The 17126-nt window shown below is 65.4% G+C and carries 14 protein-coding genes; 5 read left to right on the top strand and 9 right to left on the bottom strand.

Annotated elements, in window-relative coordinates; translation table 11 throughout:
• Nucleotides 1–3: 3 nt before the first annotated feature.
• From leuC to RCO38_RS20870, 9 genes are all read right to left on the bottom strand, one after another.
• Nucleotides 4–1425 carry a 3-isopropylmalate dehydratase large subunit gene (leuC, locus tag RCO38_RS20830; protein WP_308330361.1) on the bottom strand — a complete coding sequence of 474 codons (1422 nt, stop codon included), beginning with the start codon at nt 1423–1425 and terminating at the stop codon, nt 4–6.
• Between the two features lie 31 nt (nt 1426–1456).
• Nucleotides 1457–2395: a LysR substrate-binding domain-containing protein gene (locus RCO38_RS20835; protein ID WP_308330362.1), complete on the bottom strand. Its 939-nt coding sequence runs from the start codon at nt 2393–2395 to the stop codon at nt 1457–1459.
• 135 nt (nt 2396–2530) lie between these two features.
• The gene (locus RCO38_RS20840; protein WP_308330363.1) at nt 2531–3841 is read right to left on the bottom strand and encodes a citrate synthase; all 1311 of its coding nucleotides are present in this window, start codon (nt 3839–3841) and stop codon (nt 2531–2533) included.
• Between the two features lie 18 nt (nt 3842–3859).
• Nucleotides 3860–4150: an FAD assembly factor SdhE gene (locus RCO38_RS20845; protein WP_308330364.1), complete on the bottom strand. Its 291-nt coding sequence runs from the start codon at nt 4148–4150 to the stop codon at nt 3860–3862.
• A gap of 17 nt (nt 4151–4167) precedes the next feature.
• Entirely contained in the window at nt 4168–4872 is a 705-nt protein-coding gene (locus RCO38_RS20850; protein WP_308330365.1) for a succinate dehydrogenase iron-sulfur subunit, read from the bottom strand.
• A gap of 31 nt (nt 4873–4903) precedes the next feature.
• Nucleotides 4904–6715 (bottom strand): succinate dehydrogenase flavoprotein subunit, encoded by a 1812-nt coding sequence (sdhA, locus tag RCO38_RS20855; protein ID WP_308330366.1) that lies wholly within the window; start codon nt 6713–6715, stop codon nt 4904–4906.
• A gap of 3 nt (nt 6716–6718) precedes the next feature.
• Nucleotides 6719–7084, bottom strand: a complete 366-nt coding sequence (gene sdhD / locus RCO38_RS20860) for a succinate dehydrogenase, hydrophobic membrane anchor protein (protein ID WP_308330367.1) — start codon at nt 7082–7084, stop codon at nt 6719–6721.
• Nucleotides 7085–7108: 24 nt separating this feature from the next.
• Nucleotides 7109–7540, bottom strand: a complete 432-nt coding sequence (sdhC, locus tag RCO38_RS20865) for a succinate dehydrogenase, cytochrome b556 subunit (RefSeq protein ID WP_308330368.1) — start codon at nt 7538–7540, stop codon at nt 7109–7111.
• 151 nt (nt 7541–7691) lie between these two features.
• The gene (locus RCO38_RS20870) at nt 7692–8519 is read right to left on the bottom strand and encodes a GntR family transcriptional regulator (RefSeq protein ID WP_374694568.1); all 828 of its coding nucleotides are present in this window, start codon (nt 8517–8519) and stop codon (nt 7692–7694) included.
• 188 nt (nt 8520–8707) lie between these two features.
• On the opposite strand from RCO38_RS20870, the gene RCO38_RS20875 reads away from it, so the two are divergent.
• The 5 genes from RCO38_RS20875 to RCO38_RS20895 all read left to right on the top strand — a co-directional run bounded on the left by RCO38_RS20875 (nt 8708) and on the right by RCO38_RS20895 (nt 17117).
• Nucleotides 8708–9694, top strand: coding sequence for a malate dehydrogenase (locus tag RCO38_RS20875; RefSeq protein ID WP_308330369.1), 987 nt, complete (start codon nt 8708–8710; stop codon nt 9692–9694).
• 23 nt (nt 9695–9717) lie between these two features.
• Nucleotides 9718–10701, top strand: a complete 984-nt coding sequence (locus tag RCO38_RS20880) for an HpcH/HpaI aldolase/citrate lyase family protein (RefSeq protein WP_308330370.1) — start codon at nt 9718–9720, stop codon at nt 10699–10701.
• 43 nt (nt 10702–10744) lie between these two features.
• Nucleotides 10745–13342, top strand: coding sequence for a bifunctional aconitate hydratase 2/2-methylisocitrate dehydratase (acnB, locus tag RCO38_RS20885; protein ID WP_308330371.1), 2598 nt, complete (start codon nt 10745–10747; stop codon nt 13340–13342).
• 178 nt (nt 13343–13520) lie between these two features.
• The gene (locus tag RCO38_RS20890) at nt 13521–16337 is read left to right on the top strand and encodes a hypothetical protein (protein WP_308330372.1); all 2817 of its coding nucleotides are present in this window, start codon (nt 13521–13523) and stop codon (nt 16335–16337) included.
• Between the two features lie 183 nt (nt 16338–16520).
• Nucleotides 16521–17117 carry a hypothetical protein gene (locus RCO38_RS20895; RefSeq protein ID WP_308330373.1) on the top strand — a complete coding sequence of 199 codons (597 nt, stop codon included), beginning with the start codon at nt 16521–16523 and terminating at the stop codon, nt 17115–17117.
• Nucleotides 17118–17126 lie beyond the last annotated feature (9 nt).

Consider the following 17126-nt stretch of genomic DNA (forward strand, 5'->3'; position numbering starts at 1 on the left):
CCTTCAGGCAATGGTGCGGATGTCGATGAAATGGCCGTGGATCGCGGCGGCGGCGGCCATCGCGGGCGAGACCAGGTGGGTGCGGCCACCGGCGCCCTGGCGGCCCTCGAAATTGCGGTTGCTGGTGCTGGCGCAGCGCTCGCCCGGCTCCAGCCGGTCGGCGTTCATGGCCAGGCACATGGAGCAGCCGGGCTCGCGCCATTCGAAGCCGGCGGCCTTGAAGATCTCGTGCAGGCCTTCGCGCTCGGCCTGTTCCTTCACCAGGCCCGAACCCGGCACGACCATGGCCAGCTTGATGTTTTTTGCCACCTTCTGGCCCAGCTTCTTCACGACCGCAGCGGCCTCGCGCATGTCCTCGATGCGGCTGTTGGTGCAGGAACCGATGAAGACCTTGTCGACGAAGATGTCGGCCAGCGGCTTGCCGGGTTCGAGCGCCATGTAAGTCAGCGCGCGTTCCATCGCACCGCGCTTGCTGGCGTCCTTTTCCTTCTCGGGATCGGGGACGCGTGCGTCCACGCCCAGCACCATCTCGGGCGAGGTGCCCCAGGTGACCTGCGGCAGGATCTGCGTGGCGTCGAGCTCGACCACGGCGTCGAAGTGCGCGCCGTCGTCGGAGTGCAGCGTCTTCCAGTAGGCGACGGCCTGGTCCCACTCCACGCCGGTGGGCGCCAGCGGACGGCCTTTGACGTACTCGATGGTCTTCTCGTCCACGGCCACCAGACCGGCGCGCGCGCCGCCTTCGATGGCCATGTTGCAGACCGTCATGCGGCCTTCCATGGACAGCGAACGGATGGCGCTGCCGGCGAACTCGATGGTGTAGCCGGTGCCGCCGGCGGTGCCGATCTTGCCGATGATGGCCAGCACGATGTCCTTGGCGGTCACGCCCTTGGCCAGCTGGCCCTCGACCTTGACCAGCATGTTCTTCGCCTTCTTGGCCAGCAGAGTCTGCGTGGCCATCACGTGCTCGACCTCGGAGGTGCCGATGCCGTGCGCCAGTGCGCCGAAGGCGCCGTGGGTGGACGTGTGCGAATCGCCGCAGACCACGGTCATGCCGGGCAGGGTGGCACCGTTCTCGGGGCCGATCACGTGCACGATGCCCTGGCGCCTGGACATGAAGGGAAAGAAGGCCGCAGCGCCGAACTCCTTGATGTTGCTGTCCAGCGTGGTGATCTGTTCCTTGCTGATCGGGTCGGTGATGCCGTCGTAGCCCAGTTCCCAGCCGGTGGTGGGGGTGTTGTGGTCGGCGGTGGCGACCACCGAACTCACTCGCCAGACCTTGCGGCCGGCCTGGCGCAGGCCTTCGAAGGCCTGCGGGCTGGTGACTTCGTGCACCAGGTGGCGGTCGATGTAGAGCACGGACGTGCCATCTTCTTCGGTGTGGACGACGTGTTCGTCCCAGATCTTGTCGTAGAGCGTGCGGGCCATGGGGTGGGGTTCTCCTGTGGGGCTTGAAATTCTAGGTCGGGGTGGCGGACATGGCGGCCTGTGTGGACAGGTGGTCCACCAGCAGCCGGGCACTGACGGGGAGGCTGGAAAAGTCGCGTGCGACGAGGTCGATGTGGCGCGTGGCCCATTCGTCGGTGAGTTCGACCGCCTGCAGGTCGCCGACCCCCTGCATCAGTTCGAAGGCGCGGCGCGGCATCAGCCCGACGCCCAGGCCGTTGTGGATCATGCGGCACATGGCGTCCAGGCCCGAGACGCGGATGCGCAGGCGGATGTTGCGGCCCGTGGCGGTGGCGGCCGCGTGCATGGCGCGGTAAATGGAGCTGTTGGCGTGCAGGCCGACATGGTCCCAGTCGAGGCTGTCGGCGAAGGCCATGGCGGCGTGGCCGCTCAGCGGGTGCCGGCCGGGCACGATCAGCACCAGCCGGTCCTGGCGGTAGGGCTGGGTCTGCAGACCCAGGGCCTGTTCGTCACCGACATGGCAGATGCCCAGGTCGGCCGCGCCTTCCTGCACCGCCCGCAGCACCTCGGTCGAGAGGTGTTCTTCCAGGTCGATCTTGATGGCGTCGTGCGCGCGGATGAAACCGCCCAGGTCTTCGGGCAGGAACTGGACCGTGGCCGAGATGTTGGCGTGCACCCGAACATGGCCACGCACGCCGTCGGCGTACTCCGAGAGTTCGCCCTGCATCTTGTCGAGGCTGAACAGCACCGAGCGGGCGTGGTGCAGCAGGCTCTGGCCAGCCGGGGTGGGCGTGACGCCGCGCGCGTGGCGCATCAACAGGGGCGTGCCGACGGTGGATTCCAGGTCGGAGAGCCGTTTGCTGACCGCGGATGGCGCCATGAACTCGGTCTCGGCCGCTTTGCCGATGCTGCCGCGCTCGCACACCGCCACGAACAGCTGCAGCGTGGTGAGGTCGAGTCGGCGGGTGAAGGCGCGGTCGGGGGTGTTCATGGAAAAGTCATCGCATATCAAGATGACTCTTCGTATTTTCCCTTGTTTGAGTGGGGTACGGCATCGTGGTTGGCGATGTCAGGCCCCGCAAAAAACAAAACCCGCCAGAGGCGGGTTTTGTGGAACAAGGCTGGATCAGCGCTTGAAGGTTGCTGGCACGTCGCGACGGGCCGAGCCGGTGAACAGCTGGCGCGGACGGCCGATCTTGTACTCGGGGTCGGCCAGCATTTCGTTGAGCTGGGCGATCCAGCCCACGGTGCGGGCCAGCGCGAAGATACCGGTGAACAGGCTGACCGGGATGCCGATGGCGCGCTGCACGATGCCGGAGTAGAAGTCGACGTTCGGGTAGAGCTTGCGCTGCACGAAGTAGTCGTCTTCCAGGGCGATCTTTTCCAGTTCCTTGGCCAGCTTGAACAGCGGGTCGTTTTCCAGGCCCAGCTCGGCCAGCACCTCGTTGCAGGTTTCCTGCATCAGCTTGGCGCGCGGGTCGTAGTTCTTGTACACGCGGTGACCGAAGCCCATCAGCTTGACGCCGCTGTTCTTGTCCTTGACCTTCTCCATGAACTCGCCGACCTTGGCCACGCCACCCTGGCGCTGAATGTCTTCCAGCATGTTCAGGCAGGCCTCGTTGGCGCCGCCGTGGGCGGGGCCCCACAGACAGGCCACACCGGCGGCAATGGCGGCGAAGGGGTTGGTGCCCGACGAGCCGCACAGGCGGACGGTGGAGGTGGAGGCGTTCTGCTCGTGGTCGGCGTGCAGGATGAAGATGCGGTCCAGCGCCTTCTCCAGCACCGGGTTGACCTTGTAGTCCTCACAAGGCGTGCCGAACATCATGCGCAGGAAGTTGCCCGAGTAGCTCAGCTCGTTGCGCGGGTACATGTAGGGCTGGCCCACACCGTACTTGTAGGACATGGCCACCAGCGTGGGCATCTTGGCGATCAGGCGGATCGCGGCGATGCGGCGGTGCTCGGGATTGTTGATGTCGGTGCTGTCGTGATAGAAGGCCGACAGGGCGCCGATCAGGCCGGTGAGCACGGCCATGGGGTGGGCGTCGCGGCGGAAGCCGCGCAGGAAGAACTGCATCTGCTCGTTGACCATGGTGTGGTTGGTCACGAGCTTGTGGAAATCGCCGCGCTCCTTCTCATTGGGCAGTTCGCCGTTGAGCAGCAGGAAGCAGGTGTCGAGGTAGTCGGCCTGGGTGGCCAGCTGCTCGATCGGGTAGCCGCGGTACAGCAGCTCGCCCTTGTCGCCGTCGATGTAGGTGATGGCGGACTGGCAGGAGGCTGTGGACAGGAAGCCGGGGTCGTAGGTGAACATCCCGGTCTGTGCGTACAGCTTGCGGATGTCGATCACATCCGGACCGATGCTGCCGCCGTACACCGGCATCTCGACGCTGGGGCTGCCGTTGGAGAACGACAGGGTGGCTTTGTTGTCTACGAGTTTCATGCGGTTTCCTGGTAGAGGTTAATCGGGTCGTCGGGCCGCGCGCAGCATGCCCAGCACCTGAGTGACTTCGTCACGGGCCTGTTCGCCCTCGGGGTTCTTTCGGCCTAGCAACAGATCGAGCAGATCGTTGTCGGACAGGTCCATTAGAACCCCCAGAGCTTCGGCTTGCCTGACAGTCAAGCCAGACTCATGCCTGGCAAAGAACTGCTCGATGAACAGGTCGTTCTCGAGCAGTCCACGGCGGCAGCGCCAGCGCAGCTTGCTCAATGCCGGGGCATCGAGCACGGCGTCACAGGGGCTGGCATTCATGGTCATAAATGGCGGGGTCAGACGGCGCGGCGCACCATCAGTTCCTTGATCTTGCCAATGGCCTTCGTCGGGTTCAGGCTCTTGGGGCAGACGTCCACACAGTTCATGATGGTGTGGCAGCGGAACAGCCGGTACGGGTCTTCCAGGTTGTCCAGACGTTCGCTGGTGGCCTGGTCGCGGCTGTCGGCGATGAAGCGGTAGGCCTGCAGCAGGCCGGCGGGACCAACGAACTTGTCTGGGTTCCACCAGAAGCTGGGGCAGCTGGTCGAGCAGCTGGCGCACAGGATGCACTCGTACAGCCCGTTGAGCTCTTCGCGTTCTTCGGGGCTCTGCAGGCGCTCGCGCTCGGGCGCCGGCGTCTCGTTGATCAGGTAGGGCTTGATCGAGTGGTACTGCTTGAAGAACAGCGTCATGTCCACGATCAGGTCGCGCACCACCGGCAGGCCGGGAAGCGGCTTGAGCACGATGTCGCCCTTGAGCGTGTTCAGGTTGGTCAGGCAGGCCAGGCCGTTCTTGCCGTTGATGTTCATCGCATCCGAGCCGCACACGCCTTCGCGGCAGGAGCGGCGGAACGACAGGGTGGGGTCGACGGCCTTGAGCTTGACCAAGGCGTCGAGCAGCATGCGCTCGGTGCCATCCAGTTCGACCTGGATGGTCTGCATGTTCGGCTTGGCGTCCTTGTCCGGGTCGTAGCGGTAGATCTTGAAAGTGCGTTGTGCCATTTTTCAGTGTCCTTGTGTTCGCTGATTCCGGTCAGAAGGTGCGGGGCTTGGGCGGCACCGTCTCGGCCGTGAGCGGCTTCATGCGCACCGGCTTGTAGTCCAGCTTGTTGCCGTCCTGGTACCAGAGGGTGTGCTTCATCCACTCGGCGTCGTTGCGGCCCAGCGGGCAGGTCGGGTGGTTGACGTCGTGTTCGTAGTCGCGCACCAGGTGGGCGCCACGGCACTCCTTGCGCGCGGCGGCGCTGGTCATGGTGGCCTGGGCGGCTTCCATCAGGTTCTCGACTTCCAGCGCCTCGATGCGCGCGGTGTTGAACACCTTGGAGTTGTCCTTCAGGCCGATGGCCCCGACGCGCTCGCGCAGGGCATTGATCTTCTGGACACCGGCGTCCATCGATTCCTGGCTCCGGAACACGCCGGCATGCGTCTGCATGATGGCGCGCATGTCGTTGGCAACGTCCTGGGCGTACTCGCCGTTCTTGGCGCTGTCCAGGCGGGCCAGGCGGGCCAGGCGGGCCAGGGTCTTGTCGGCCGCGTCCTTGGGCAGGTCCTTGTGTTCCTGTTTGGGATTGACGTTGGCGATGATGTGGTTGCCGGCGGCCTTGCCGAACACCAGCAGGTCCAACAGCGAGTTGGTGCCCAGGCGGTTGGCGCCGTGCACCGACACGCAGGAACATTCGCCCACCGCGTACAGGCCGTTGACCGGGCGGTCTTCACCGCCCACGCGCTCCACCACCTGACCATGGATGTTGGTCGGGATGCCGCCCATCTGGTAGTGGATGGTGGGCACGACCGGGATGGGCTCGCGCGTCACATCGACGTTGGCGAAGTTCACGCCGATCTCGTACACGGAAGGCAGGCGCTTGTGGATGGTGTCGGCACCCAGGTGGTCCAGCTTCATGTGGATGTAGTCCTTGTTGGGACCACAGCCACGGCCTTCCAGGATTTCCTGGCCCATGCAGCGGGACACGAAGTCGCGCGGCGCCAGATCCTTCAGCGTGGGCGCATAGCGCTCCATGAAGCGCTCGCCGTTGCTGTTGAGCAGGATGGCGCCTTCACCGCGGCAGCCTTCGGTCAGCAGCACGCCTGCACCGGCCACGCCGGTGGGGTGGAACTGCCAGAACTCCATGTCCTGCAGCGCGATGCCGGCGCGGGCGGCCATGCCCAGGCCGTCGCCGGTGTTGATGAAGGCGTTGGTCGACGACTGGAAGATGCGGCCGGCGCCACCGGTGGCCAGCAGCACGGTCTTGGCTTCGAGCACGTAGGTGTCGCCGGTTTCCATCTCCAGCGCGGTCACGCCCACCACGTCGCCGCTGGCGTCGCGGATCAGGTCCAGCGCCATCCACTCCACGAAGAAGGTGGTGCGGGCCGACACATTGGCCTGGTACAGCGTGTGCAGCATGGCGTGGCCGGTGCGGTCGGCCGCAGCGCAGGCGCGCTGCACCGGCTTCTCGCCGTAGTTGGCGGTGTGGCCACCGAACGGGCGCTGGTAGATCGTGCCGTCGGGGTTGCGGTCGAACGGCATGCCGAAGTGTTCGAGCTCGTACACGACCTTCGGCGCTTCGCGGCACATGAACTCGATGGCGTCCTGGTCACCGAGCCAGTCGGAGCCCTTGACGGTGTCGTAGAAGTGGTATTCCCAGCTGTCTTCGCTCATGTTGCCCAGCGAGGCGGACACGCCGCCCTGAGCCGCCACGGTGTGCGAGCGGGTGGGAAAGACCTTGGAGAGCACGGCCACCTTGAGGCCGGCGCGGGCCAGCTGCAGCGAGGCACGCATGCCGGAGCCGCCGGCTCCGACGATGACCACGTCGAACTTGCGCTTGGAAAGGGATGCGGTGGTGGTCATGGATCAGAGTCTCCAGAGAACTTGAACAGCCCAGCCCAGGCAGGCGACGAGCCAGACGATGGTGAACACATGCAGGACGAGACGGATGCCCGCGGGCTTGATGTAGTCCATCCAGATATCGCGCATGCCGATCCAGATGTGATAGGCGATGGCGATGAAGACGGCGAAGGTCAGTGCCTTCATCCACTGCGGGGTGAAGATGCCGGCCCAGCCCTCGTAGCCCAGGGGGCCGCTGGTGAACAGCACCTTGGCCAGGACGATGAGGGTCAGCAGGGCGAAGAGAGCGCCGGTGATGCGCTGGGCGAGCCAGTCGCGCAGGCCATAGCGGGCGCCGGTGACGACGCGTTTGGAACCGTAATTGACGGACATGTTGTTTTCCTTCTTTCGCGCAGATCAGTACAGGCCGAACAGCTTGGCGCCGAGGATCAGCGTCAGTCCGATCGACAGCACCAGTGTCACGATGGCGGAGGACTTGCCGAACTCCTTGCTCACGGCGTGGTTGACGTCCATGTAGAGATGGCGCAGGCCGGCGATCAGGTGATGCAGGTAGGCCCAGATGAGGGCCAGCACCACCAGCTTGAACAGCCAGCCGGGAACAAAGCCGAGGCCGCCCGAGAAGGCTGCGCTGAAGCGTTCGTAGGAAATTTCGGACGACACCGAGGTGTCGAACAGCCAGACGATCAGGGGCAGCAGGATGAACATCAGGCCGCCGCTGGCGCGGTGCAGGATCGACACCCAGCCGGCCAGGGGGAGGCGGTAGGTGGTCAGGTCCTTGAAGGCGTTGATGTTGCGGAACTCGGGCCGCTTCTTGGTCAACTCGGTCATGGTGGGGACTTTCTTCCGTGGGGTTCGGGGTTGGAAGGGGGCTTGTAACTCGGTGGTAACCCGGATTACAAACCTTCAAATTCTATTGCAACGCAGCATACCCAAGCCTGACATTCGGCCATCCGGTGTCGGGCTCCGGCGCGTTGGCGACTCAGTTCAGTTCGTTGTGGTAATGCCGGGTTTCGGTGCGGTAGAGGCCGCGTCGCAGTTCCATGGGAACGTCGTTGTAGGTGTACGCCAGCCGCTCCACGCTCAGCAGCGGGTGCCCCACTTCGACGCCCAGCAACACCGCTGCATCGGCATCGGCGGCCACGGCCTTGAGCTTCTCCGTCGCGCGCACCATGCGCACGCCGAACTGCGCTTCGAACAGTGCGTACATCGGGCCCTTGTCGCTGGAAAGGGTTTCCAGGCTCAGGCCCTTGAACGGTGCGCCGGGCAGCCAGATGTCTTCGAGGATCGCGGGTGTACCCGAGAACGAAAGCACGCGCCGCACCTGCACCAGCGAGTCGCCGCCCTTGAGGTCGAGCTGCCGCGCCACTTCGGCGGGGCCTCGCAGGCGGCGGCATTCGATGATGCGGCGCTCGGCCGGACCCTGTGCCTCGGGGGCGCTCGCATCGGGGAGCACGCGCAGGAAGCGGTACTGGATGTGCTGTTCGGCGTGGGTGGCCACGAAGGTGCCCTTGCCCTGGCGGCGCACCAGCAGGTTGTCGGTGGCGAGCTCGTCGATGGCCTTGCGCACCGTGCCCTGGCTGACGCGGAAACGGGCGGCCAAGTCGAACTCGCTGGGGATCATGTCGCCCGGCTTCCACTCGCCCGCCTGCAGGCTGCGCAGGATCAGCGACTTGATCTGCTGGTACAGGGGGCTGAAGGCGGGGGTGGGAGCCAGCAGTGGCGCAGCCGGGTCGGCGCCCGCCATGTCGGCGGGCGCGCGCGAGTCCTCCGGGGACAAGTCGGGCTGCGAAGGGTGAGCGGAGGCCATGGTGTCGATGGATGAGCGGGCGAGTGACCCAGCGCCGTGGCCCGCTGTTGGATGCGCAATCATATCTTATATAAGACATAAGACAAATTGACGCATACGGGTTTACGCGGGTACACTCGCGGGCTGTCCAAGGGGTCACGCCCCGCCGATTTTTTCAACTTCCCAACGTCCCTTCTGGAGTTTTCACCATGAGCAAGAAGCCCGTCCGTGTTGCCGTCACCGGCGCCGCAGGTCAGATCGGTTACGCCCTGCTGTTCCGCATCGCCTCCGGCGAAATGCTGGGCAAGGACCAGCCCGTGATCCTGCAGCTGCTGGAAATTCCGGACGAAAAGGCCCAGAACGCTCTGAAGGGCGTGATCATGGAACTCGAAGACTGTGCCTTCCCGCTGCTGGCAGGAATCGAAGCCCACAGCGACCCGATGACCGCCTTCAAGGACACCGACTACGCCCTGCTGGTCGGCGCCCGTCCCCGTGGCCCCGGCATGGAGCGCGCCGACCTGCTGGCCGCCAACGCCCAGATCTTCACGGCCCAGGGCAAGGCCCTGAACGCGGTGGCCTCGCGCAACGTGAAGGTGCTGGTGGTCGGCAACCCCGCCAACACCAACGCCTACATCGCCATGAAGTCGGCCCCGGATCTGCCGGCCAAGAACTTCACCGCCATGCTGCGCCTGGACCACAACCGCGCCGCTTCCCAGATCGCCGCCAAGATCGGCTGCGCCGTGGGCGACATCGAGAAGCTGGCCGTGTGGGGCAACCACTCGCCCACCATGTACGCCGACTACCGTTTTGCCACCGTGAACGGCAAGTCGGTCAAGGACACCATCAACGACCACGACTGGAACGCCAACACCTTCCTGCCCACCGTGGGCAAGCGCGGCGCCGCCATCATCGCCGCCCGAGGCCTGTCGTCGGCCGCGTCGGCCGCCAATGCTGCCATCGACCACATGCGCGACTGGGCCCTGGGCACCAACGGCAAGTGGGTCACCATGGGCATCCCGTCCAAGGGCGAGTACGGCATTCCTGCTGAAGTCATGTTCGGCTACCCGGTCACCTGCGAAGGCGGCGAGTACAAGATCGTCGAAGGCCTGCCCATCGACGCCTTCTCGCAGGAGTGCATCAACAAGACCCTGGCCGAGCTCGAAGGCGAGAAGGACGGCGTCAAGCACCTGCTGTGAGTTGGTAACCGCTTGGTAACTCTGTGAAACCTCACCCGCGCGAGATCCTTGCTGGGGCCCAGGCCGGTGCATTTGCGCTGCCGGTCTGTGACCACTACAGCGGTGTCGAGGCGCGGATGAAAAAAAGCCTGCAGCTGCAGGCCGAACTGAGTGCCGAGTTCGGCGCCTGTGTCTTCGACGTCACGCTGGACTGCGAAGACGGTGCGCCCGTCGGTGGCGAGGCCGAACACGCGGCCCTGGTCACCGAACTGGTGTTGGGCGCGCCCGCAGGCGCCCGTGTTGCCGCCCGGGTCCACCCGGTCGACCACGCCCAGTTCGATGCCGATGTGGCCACCATCGCGGGCCGTGCCGGTGCGCGCCTGTGCCACCTCATGGTGCCCAAGGTCGAGTCGGTCGCCGATGTGGAGCGCGCCGTGGCCGCGATGAACGCTGCCGGCGCCACCGCGCTGCCGCTGCATGTGCTGATCGAGTCGCCCGCGGCGGTGCACCGGGCTTTCGACATCGCGGCACACCCGCGTGTGGCCTCGCTGAGCTTCGGCCTGATGGATTTTGTCTCGGCCCATGGGGGCGCGATTCCGGCGTCGGCCATGACGCTGGCGGGCCAGTTCAGCCACCCGCACGTGCTGCGGGCCAAGGTTGAGATGGCAGCGGCCTGCCACGCGCATGGCAAGGTGCCTTCGCACAACGTGGTGACCGAGTTCAGGGACCTGGCCGCGCTGCAGAACGCCGCGCGGCAGGCCGCGACCGAGCTGGGCTACACCCGCATGTGGAGCATCCATCCGGACCAGATCCGGACCATCGTCACGGCCTTTTCACCGACCGAGGCGGAAATCGAGACCGCGCTGGCCATCGTCGAGCGTGCCGCGGCCGCCGACTGGGCGCCGGTGCAGCACGAAGGGCGGCTGCATGACCGCGCCAGCTACCGCTATTACTGGCAAGTGATCGAACGCGCGCACCAGACCGGGCATGCCCTGCCCGAGACCGTGCGTGGCTGGTTTCTTGCATGATTTTTTCGAACACCAACCATCACCCACCCCACCGGAGAACGCCATGTCGACCTTCCTGACCGACTACCGCGCCCACGTCGCTGAACGCGCCGCCCTGGGCATTCCCCCGCTGCCGCTCGATGCCAAGCAGGTCGCCGCCCTGATCGAACTGATCAAGAACCCGCCCGCCGGTGAAGACGCCTTCCTGCTGGACCTGCTGACGCACCGCGTGCCGCCGGGCGTGGACGATGCGGCCAAGGTGAAAGCCTCTTTCCTGGCCGCCGTCGCCCACGGTGACGAGAAGGTGGCGCTGATCTCCAAGGCCAAGGCCACGGAGCTGCTGGGCACCATGGTGGGCGGCTACAACGTGCATCCGCTGATCGAGCTGCTGGACGACGCCGAAGTCGCGGGCGTCGCCGCCGACGGCCTGAAGAAGACCCTGCTGATGTTCGACTTCTTCAACGACGTCGCCGATAAGGCCAAGGCCGGCAACACCAAGGCCAAGGAAGTCATGCAGTCCTGGGCCGACGCCGAGTGGTTCACCACCCGCCCCGAAGTGCCCAAGAGCATCACCGTCACCGTCTTCAAGGTGCCCGGCGAGACCAACACCGACGACCTGTCGCCCGCACCCGATGCCTGGAGCCGTCCGGACATCCCGATGCACTACCTGGCGATGCTCAAGAACACCCGCCCCGACGCGGCCTTCAAGCCCGAGGAAGACGGCAAGCGTGGTCCGATGCAGTTCATCGAGGACCTGAAGAAGAAGGGCCATCTCGTGGCCTACGTGGGCGACGTGGTGGGCACCGGCTCCAGCCGCAAGTCGGCCACCAACTCGGTGATCTGGGCCACGGGCCAGGACATTCCCTTCGTGCCGAACAAGCGCTTCGGCGGCGTCACGCTGGGCGGCAAGATCGCCCCGATCTTCTTCAACACGCAGGAAGACTCCGGCGCGCTGCCGATCGAAGTGGACGTGTCCAAGCTGGAAATGGGCGATGTCATCGAGGTCATGCCCTACGACGGAAAGATCGTCAAGAACGGCGAGACCGTCACCGAGTTCAAGCTGCGCAGCGATGTGCTGTTCGACGAAGTGCGCGCCGGCGGCCGCATCAACCTGATCATCGGCCGCTCGCTGACCGCCAAGGCCCGCGAGTTCCTGGGCCTGCCCGCCTCGACCCTGTTCCGCCTGCCCACTGCACCGGTGGCCACCAAGGCCGGCTTCACGCTGGCACAGAAGATGGTCGGCCGTGCCGTCGGCCTGCCGGAAGGCCAGGGCGTGCGCCCGGGCACCTACTGCGAGCCGAAGATGACGACCGTGGGTTCGCAGGACACCACCGGCCCGATGACCCGCGACGAGCTGAAGGACCTGGCCTGCCTGGGCTTCTCGGCCGATCTGGTGATGCAGTCCTTCTGCCACACCGCGGCGTACCCGAAGCCGGTCGACGTCAAGACCCACCGCGAACTGCCCGCCTTCATCAGCAGCCGCGGCGGCGTGTCCCTGCGCCCGGGCGACGGCGTGATCCACAGCTGGCTCAACCGCCTGCTGCTGCCCGACACCGTGGGCACCGGCGGTGACTCGCACACCCGCTTCCCGATCGGCATTTCCTTCCCGGCCGGCTCCGGCCTGGTGGCCTTCGGTGCCGCCACCGGCGTGATGCCGCTGGACATGCCCGAGTCGGTGCTGGTGCGCTTCAAGGGCCAGATGCAGCCCGGCGTCACCCTGCGTGACCTGGTGCATGCCATCCCCCTGTACGCGATCAAGGCTGGCCTGTTGACGGTCGCCAAGGCCGGCAAGAAGAACATCTTCTCGGGCCGCATCCTGGAAATCGAAGGTCTGCCCGACCTGAAGGTGGAACAGGCCTTCGAGTTGTCCGACGCTTCCGCCGAGCGCTCGGCCGCCGGCTGCACGATCAAGCTCAACAAGGAGCCGGTGGCCGAGTACCTGAAGTCGAACGTGGTTCTGATGAAGAACATGATCGCCGACGGTTACGCCGACGCCAAGACCCTGGCCCGCCGCATTGAGAAGGTCGAGGCCTGGCTGGCCAAGCCCGAGCTGCTCGAAGCCGACAAGGACGCCGAATACGCCGCCGTGATCGAGATCGACCTGGCCGAGATCACCGAGCCCATCGTCTGCTGCCCGAACGACCCGGACGACGCCAAGTTCCTGTCCGAAGTTGCCGGCACCAAGATCGATGAGGCCTTCATCGGCTCGTGCATGACCAACATCGGCCACTTCCGTGCGGCAGCCACCGTGCTGGGCGGCGCGCGCGACATCCCGGTCAAGCTGTGGGTCGCCCCGCCGACCAAGATGGACGCAGCCGAGCTGACCAAGGAAGGCCACTACGCCAACTTCGGCGCCGCCGGTGCCCGCACCGAAATGCCCGGCTGCTCGCTGTGCATGGGCAACCAGGCGCAGGTGCGCGAAGGCGCGACGGTGATCTCCACCTCGACTCGCAACTTCCCGAACCGTCTGGGCAAGAACACCAACGTGTTCCTGGGCTCGGCCGAGCTGGCCGCCGTGGCGTCCAAGCTGGGCAAGCTGCCGACCAAGGAGGAGTACCTGGCCGCCACCGGCGTGGTCACCGCCAAGGCCGACCAGATCTACAAGTACATGAACTTCGACCAGATCGAAGAGTACGTGGAGACCGCGAAGACGGTGGCCTGAGCGTCATCTCTTCGATGAATGAAAGACGGCCCTTCGGGGCCGTTTTTTTTGGGGCTTCTATGATCGGGCGGAGCCGGTGAACAGGGGATGCGCAGTGATGCGGAACAGATTCATGAGGGTGGTTGTTGTTTGGGTGGTTGTGTTACCCCTGTTGTGGGCTGCGAGCACCGGAGTGGCCTTGGCCAAGGCGGTCATTCCGGGCGGTGTTGGCCACTCTTTGGCACTGGAGGGAGCGGGAGCTGCGCGATCGGGTGTGACCGAACACCAGATTCGCCAACTGCTCGCGGCGTCGCCCGACGCGCAGGAAGTGCTGTTGGCGGCGATGGCACGCCAGATCCACACCAACCTGGGTCGTCTGAAACCGTCAAGATGGGCGGTTCCTGAATCGCTGCTCGTCGGGTGGCTGAACTCCTTGCTCAAGAACAGGGTGGCTCCGGGATACTGGGCGCAGCATCTGGAAGAACGCGTTCTGTTGCATGCGGAACTTCGGCAGCGGATGGCCTCGATCGTGTCGCGTCGCGTGGGTGTCGATGACCCGCTGATTCGCGCCAATGAGGCGATCACATCGGGTGAACTCGGACGCGCCTCGGCGCTGCTGGATGGATCCGCACTGGTGGCGGTGGATCCAAACAGGCCCAGGGCCGCAAACCTGAATCTGGACAGGGCGTCACTGCTGGCTGCACGGGGGCTTGTCTTGGCGTTGCAGGAAGAGGTCGAAGGAGCCAAACGCCTGCTGCTCGAGGCGGCGGACTTGCTGGCCGTGGACGATCGGGAGAAGCCTCGCCTCTTGTTGCTGGCCGGTTCGGTGGTGGCGATCAGCCCGGCCAAACATGATCTGGCGGCGGTGTCCCGTTTGATTCAAACGCAGGCAGAGGCCGCGTTGCAGCGTCGCCCAATGGATTCGTCGTGGCGTCGGGCGCTCTGGATCGCTCACCTGTGGACAGGGATGGAAGCGGCGAGCCGCGAAGACTGGCTGGGCGCTCGACGTGCGTTTTTCGATGCGGTCCGCATTGTGCCGACCGATGACGACCGCCTGCCGGGGGATTGGGGTGGCATCTGGGTGAGCCGCTATGTGCTGGCCGTCGTGCCCGAAAGCGCAGCCTCTGCGGAACACCACACGGATGTCGCCGAGGCGCTGCGTGTGAGCCGACGCATGACCGATCTCCGGCCCGACTGGGTCGTCGGCTGGCGCTGTCGCGCGTTGTCGGACGTTGCCGCTGCCATAAGTGCCATGAACCGGGGGGAGCTTGCGTCCAGTGCGCCGTTCCTGCTGGATGCCATGCAGTCGCTTGACCGGCTCAAGACCATGGGTGACGACAGCACGGTGGCGCAGGAAACGCGACTTCAGGCGCTGATGCTCATGCAGATGGAGCAACTCGAGCGAGATGATGAAGTCCAGTACAGGCAGTTGTCTGCGGCCATTGCCGAGCTTGTGTCCGAGTTGCAGGGGCGAGGGCTCAGTGTTGCCGATGCCTCCTATGCCGGCCTGGCCTTCGCGTTGAAGCTTCAGGAGTCGGAGTACTTTCGCAAGAGGGAACAATGGGATCGTGTCGTGAAGGTTCTGTCCGAAGCGCTGCCTCTGGTGGAGCGCAATGTGGGCAAGGACCATGAGCAGCGCGAATTCTGGGAGGTGGAGGGCTGGCACATTCACGTCTTGCTGGCGGACGCAACGGAGAACGCCGGGTCGGCACGGACGGCCTTGCTGCACCGCCGCAAGGCACTGGAGAAAGCCGATCAGGCGCTTGCCCGAGAGCCCGGAGCAGAGTGGCAGGTCAGGCAGTGGGAGAGCCTTGAGGCGCTGGCCCACACTCTGAGCGCCATGGGGCTCCTGGACGAAGCCTCGCGCCTGAACGAGCAGGTACTGCCACTTGCACGGCGTCAGGTGGCCGTGGAAGGGCCAGGGTCTGATTGGGCTCGTCGGCTGCTGCGTGCCCTGATGACTTCAGCGGAGACGCTGCACGAGCGCGGTGATGGGTTGTCGGCCCGGGCCAGGCTCGAAGATGCCGAGAAGGTGGCTTGGGAGCGGTATCGCGCGAGCCCAAAGGCGAGCCAGGCGGCACAGGATCTGTGGCTGGTCAAGAACGCCATCGGCGAAGAAGAACTCAAGCTTGGAAGGCACGAGCTTTCCGCAGAGGCTCACCGCGAGGCCTTGAAGTTGGCGGATGCCCGTTTGCGGGAGGAGGTTGCCTCGGACGATTGGCTGGACCGGGCGGCTACGAGTCACACCGGTTTGGCAGAGGTCGCTGAATCCAGACAGGACCGGCCACTTGAAGCGATGCACCGGCGCGCGTCCGTGGAGCTGTCCTCCAAGCGCAGCATCGCGAACCGGAGCTCTTCCTACGATCAAAGCGTCCACTGGCTGCGCTTGTATCACCACGGGCTGAGCCTCAGGGCGACTAAGCGCCTGGACCTGGCCGAGAAAGCGCTGACCGAAGCCAGGGACTTGGCCAGACGCTTCGCGTCCCAGCTCCCGGGCGACCGGGATTGGCAGGAATATCTGTGGTATTCGGAGAATACCGTCGGGACCTTGATGGCCGAACGGGGTGAGCTTGCATCCGCGGAAGCGGCGTTGCTGGCGGCAACCGCGGTCGCCGAATCCATGGTGGCAAACGGCGGTGACCAAAGACTCTGGTGGGACCATGCGGCCGACAGTCTGGAGGCTCTGGCTCAGGTGCGTGCTCAAGGGGGGCAGGAAGTTGAAGGACGACGAGCGACGCAGCGCGCAAGCGACTTCCGCTCCAGGCTTTACGCCCTGGAAAGGGAGGAGCGGGTCAGGGCTGATGTGAAGGGACAACTCGCCGGTCTCGTCAACGTGCTCGGGTTGTCGGAGGCAGACATGGAGAGGCTGTCCAAGAAGGATCTCTTGACTCGGTTGGAAACCGCCATAGACCGGACCACGGGCTGGGTTCAAGCGAATGGAATGAGCAGCGACTCCGCCGAACGCTTGCGCCTCCTGAGAAACACCTTGTTTGCGGTGAGGCAGTTGCCGGACTGACGGCCCGATGCTGCGGCAGAGACGGTGCCTTGAGTGCCATCCCCTCGATGAATGAAAGACGGCCCTTCGGGGCCGTTTTTTGTTGCAGGCGCGGAATGGCTTCCCGGCGACCGCCGCTAACATCCGGCCCGGACGTGGCGGAGCGTTTGGCCACGCCTTTCAATACATCAGGAGGAACATTCAATGAACAAGCAAATTCTCAGCTCCGCGCTGACCCGTCGCCAGCTGGGCCTGGGTCTTTTGTCTGGCATCGGGCTGGTGCTCGCCGGTTGTGGCGGTGGTGACGATGGGGATGACCAGCCACTCTATGCCGCCTTCAACGACCTGCGCGCCGGCATGACCCGGGAAGACGTGCAGCGCCTGGTCAACCGGCCGCCGTTGTCGGGTACCTCGGCTTCGGTGCTGCGCTGGGAGACGGACACCGAAATCCTGGAAGTGACGTTCTCCGGCGACCGGATCGCCGCGGCCCGCTGGACCGACCGCAGCACCGGGCGCTCCTACCTGCGCACCTTCCGCTTCGCGGGCAATGGCGGCGGTGGCACGGGCACGCTCTACCAGGCCTTCCTGGCCCTGCGCCCCGGCATGACGCGGTCGGAGGTGATCCAGCGCGTGCCCGTGGCCGTCTCGCAGGGCGCCACCACCAGCCAGGTGCTGTGGATCGACGGCGAGGAGGCGCTGGGCGTGCGCTTCAATGGCTCCTCCGACGGTTCCACCATCACCTTTGCGCAGTGGGGTCTGTCCATCGCTGCGGGCAGCCGCAACGAAACGCGCACCTTCTGACCGGGCGCC

The sequence above is a fragment of the Hydrogenophaga pseudoflava genome, assembly GCF_031020795.1.
Taxonomy (GTDB): Bacteria; Pseudomonadota; Gammaproteobacteria; order Burkholderiales; family Burkholderiaceae_C; genus Hydrogenophaga; species Hydrogenophaga pseudoflava_A.

Bases quoted from the DNA above. Each gene is read 5' to 3' on its own strand.
- leuC (WP_308330361.1), bottom strand. From the start codon at position 1,425: ATGGCCCGCACGCTCTACGACAAGATCTGGGACGAACACGTCGTCCAC.
- RCO38_RS20835 (WP_308330362.1), bottom strand. From the start codon at position 2,395: ATGAACACCCCCGACCGCGCCTTCACCCGCCGACTCGACCTCACCACG.
- RCO38_RS20840 (WP_308330363.1), bottom strand. From the start codon at position 3,841: ATGAAACTCGTAGACAACAAAGCCACCCTGTCGTTCTCCAACGGCAGC.
- RCO38_RS20845 (WP_308330364.1), bottom strand. From the start codon at position 4,150: ATGAATGCCAGCCCCTGTGACGCCGTGCTCGATGCCCCGGCATTGAGC.
- RCO38_RS20850 (WP_308330365.1), bottom strand. From the start codon at position 4,872: ATGGCACAACGCACTTTCAAGATCTACCGCTACGACCCGGACAAGGAC.
- sdhA (WP_308330366.1), bottom strand. From the start codon at position 6,715: ATGACCACCACCGCATCCCTTTCCAAGCGCAAGTTCGACGTGGTCATC.
- sdhD (WP_308330367.1), bottom strand. From the start codon at position 7,084: ATGTCCGTCAATTACGGTTCCAAACGCGTCGTCACCGGCGCCCGCTAT.
- sdhC (WP_308330368.1), bottom strand. From the start codon at position 7,540: ATGACCGAGTTGACCAAGAAGCGGCCCGAGTTCCGCAACATCAACGCC.
- RCO38_RS20870 (WP_374694568.1), bottom strand. From the start codon at position 8,519: ATGGCCTCCGCTCACCCTTCGCAGCCCGACTTGTCCCCGGAGGACTCG.
- RCO38_RS20875 (WP_308330369.1), top strand. From the start codon at position 8,708: ATGAGCAAGAAGCCCGTCCGTGTTGCCGTCACCGGCGCCGCAGGTCAG.
- acnB (WP_308330371.1), top strand. From the start codon at position 10,745: ATGTCGACCTTCCTGACCGACTACCGCGCCCACGTCGCTGAACGCGCC.
- RCO38_RS20895 (WP_308330373.1), top strand. From the start codon at position 16,521: ATGAACAAGCAAATTCTCAGCTCCGCGCTGACCCGTCGCCAGCTGGGC.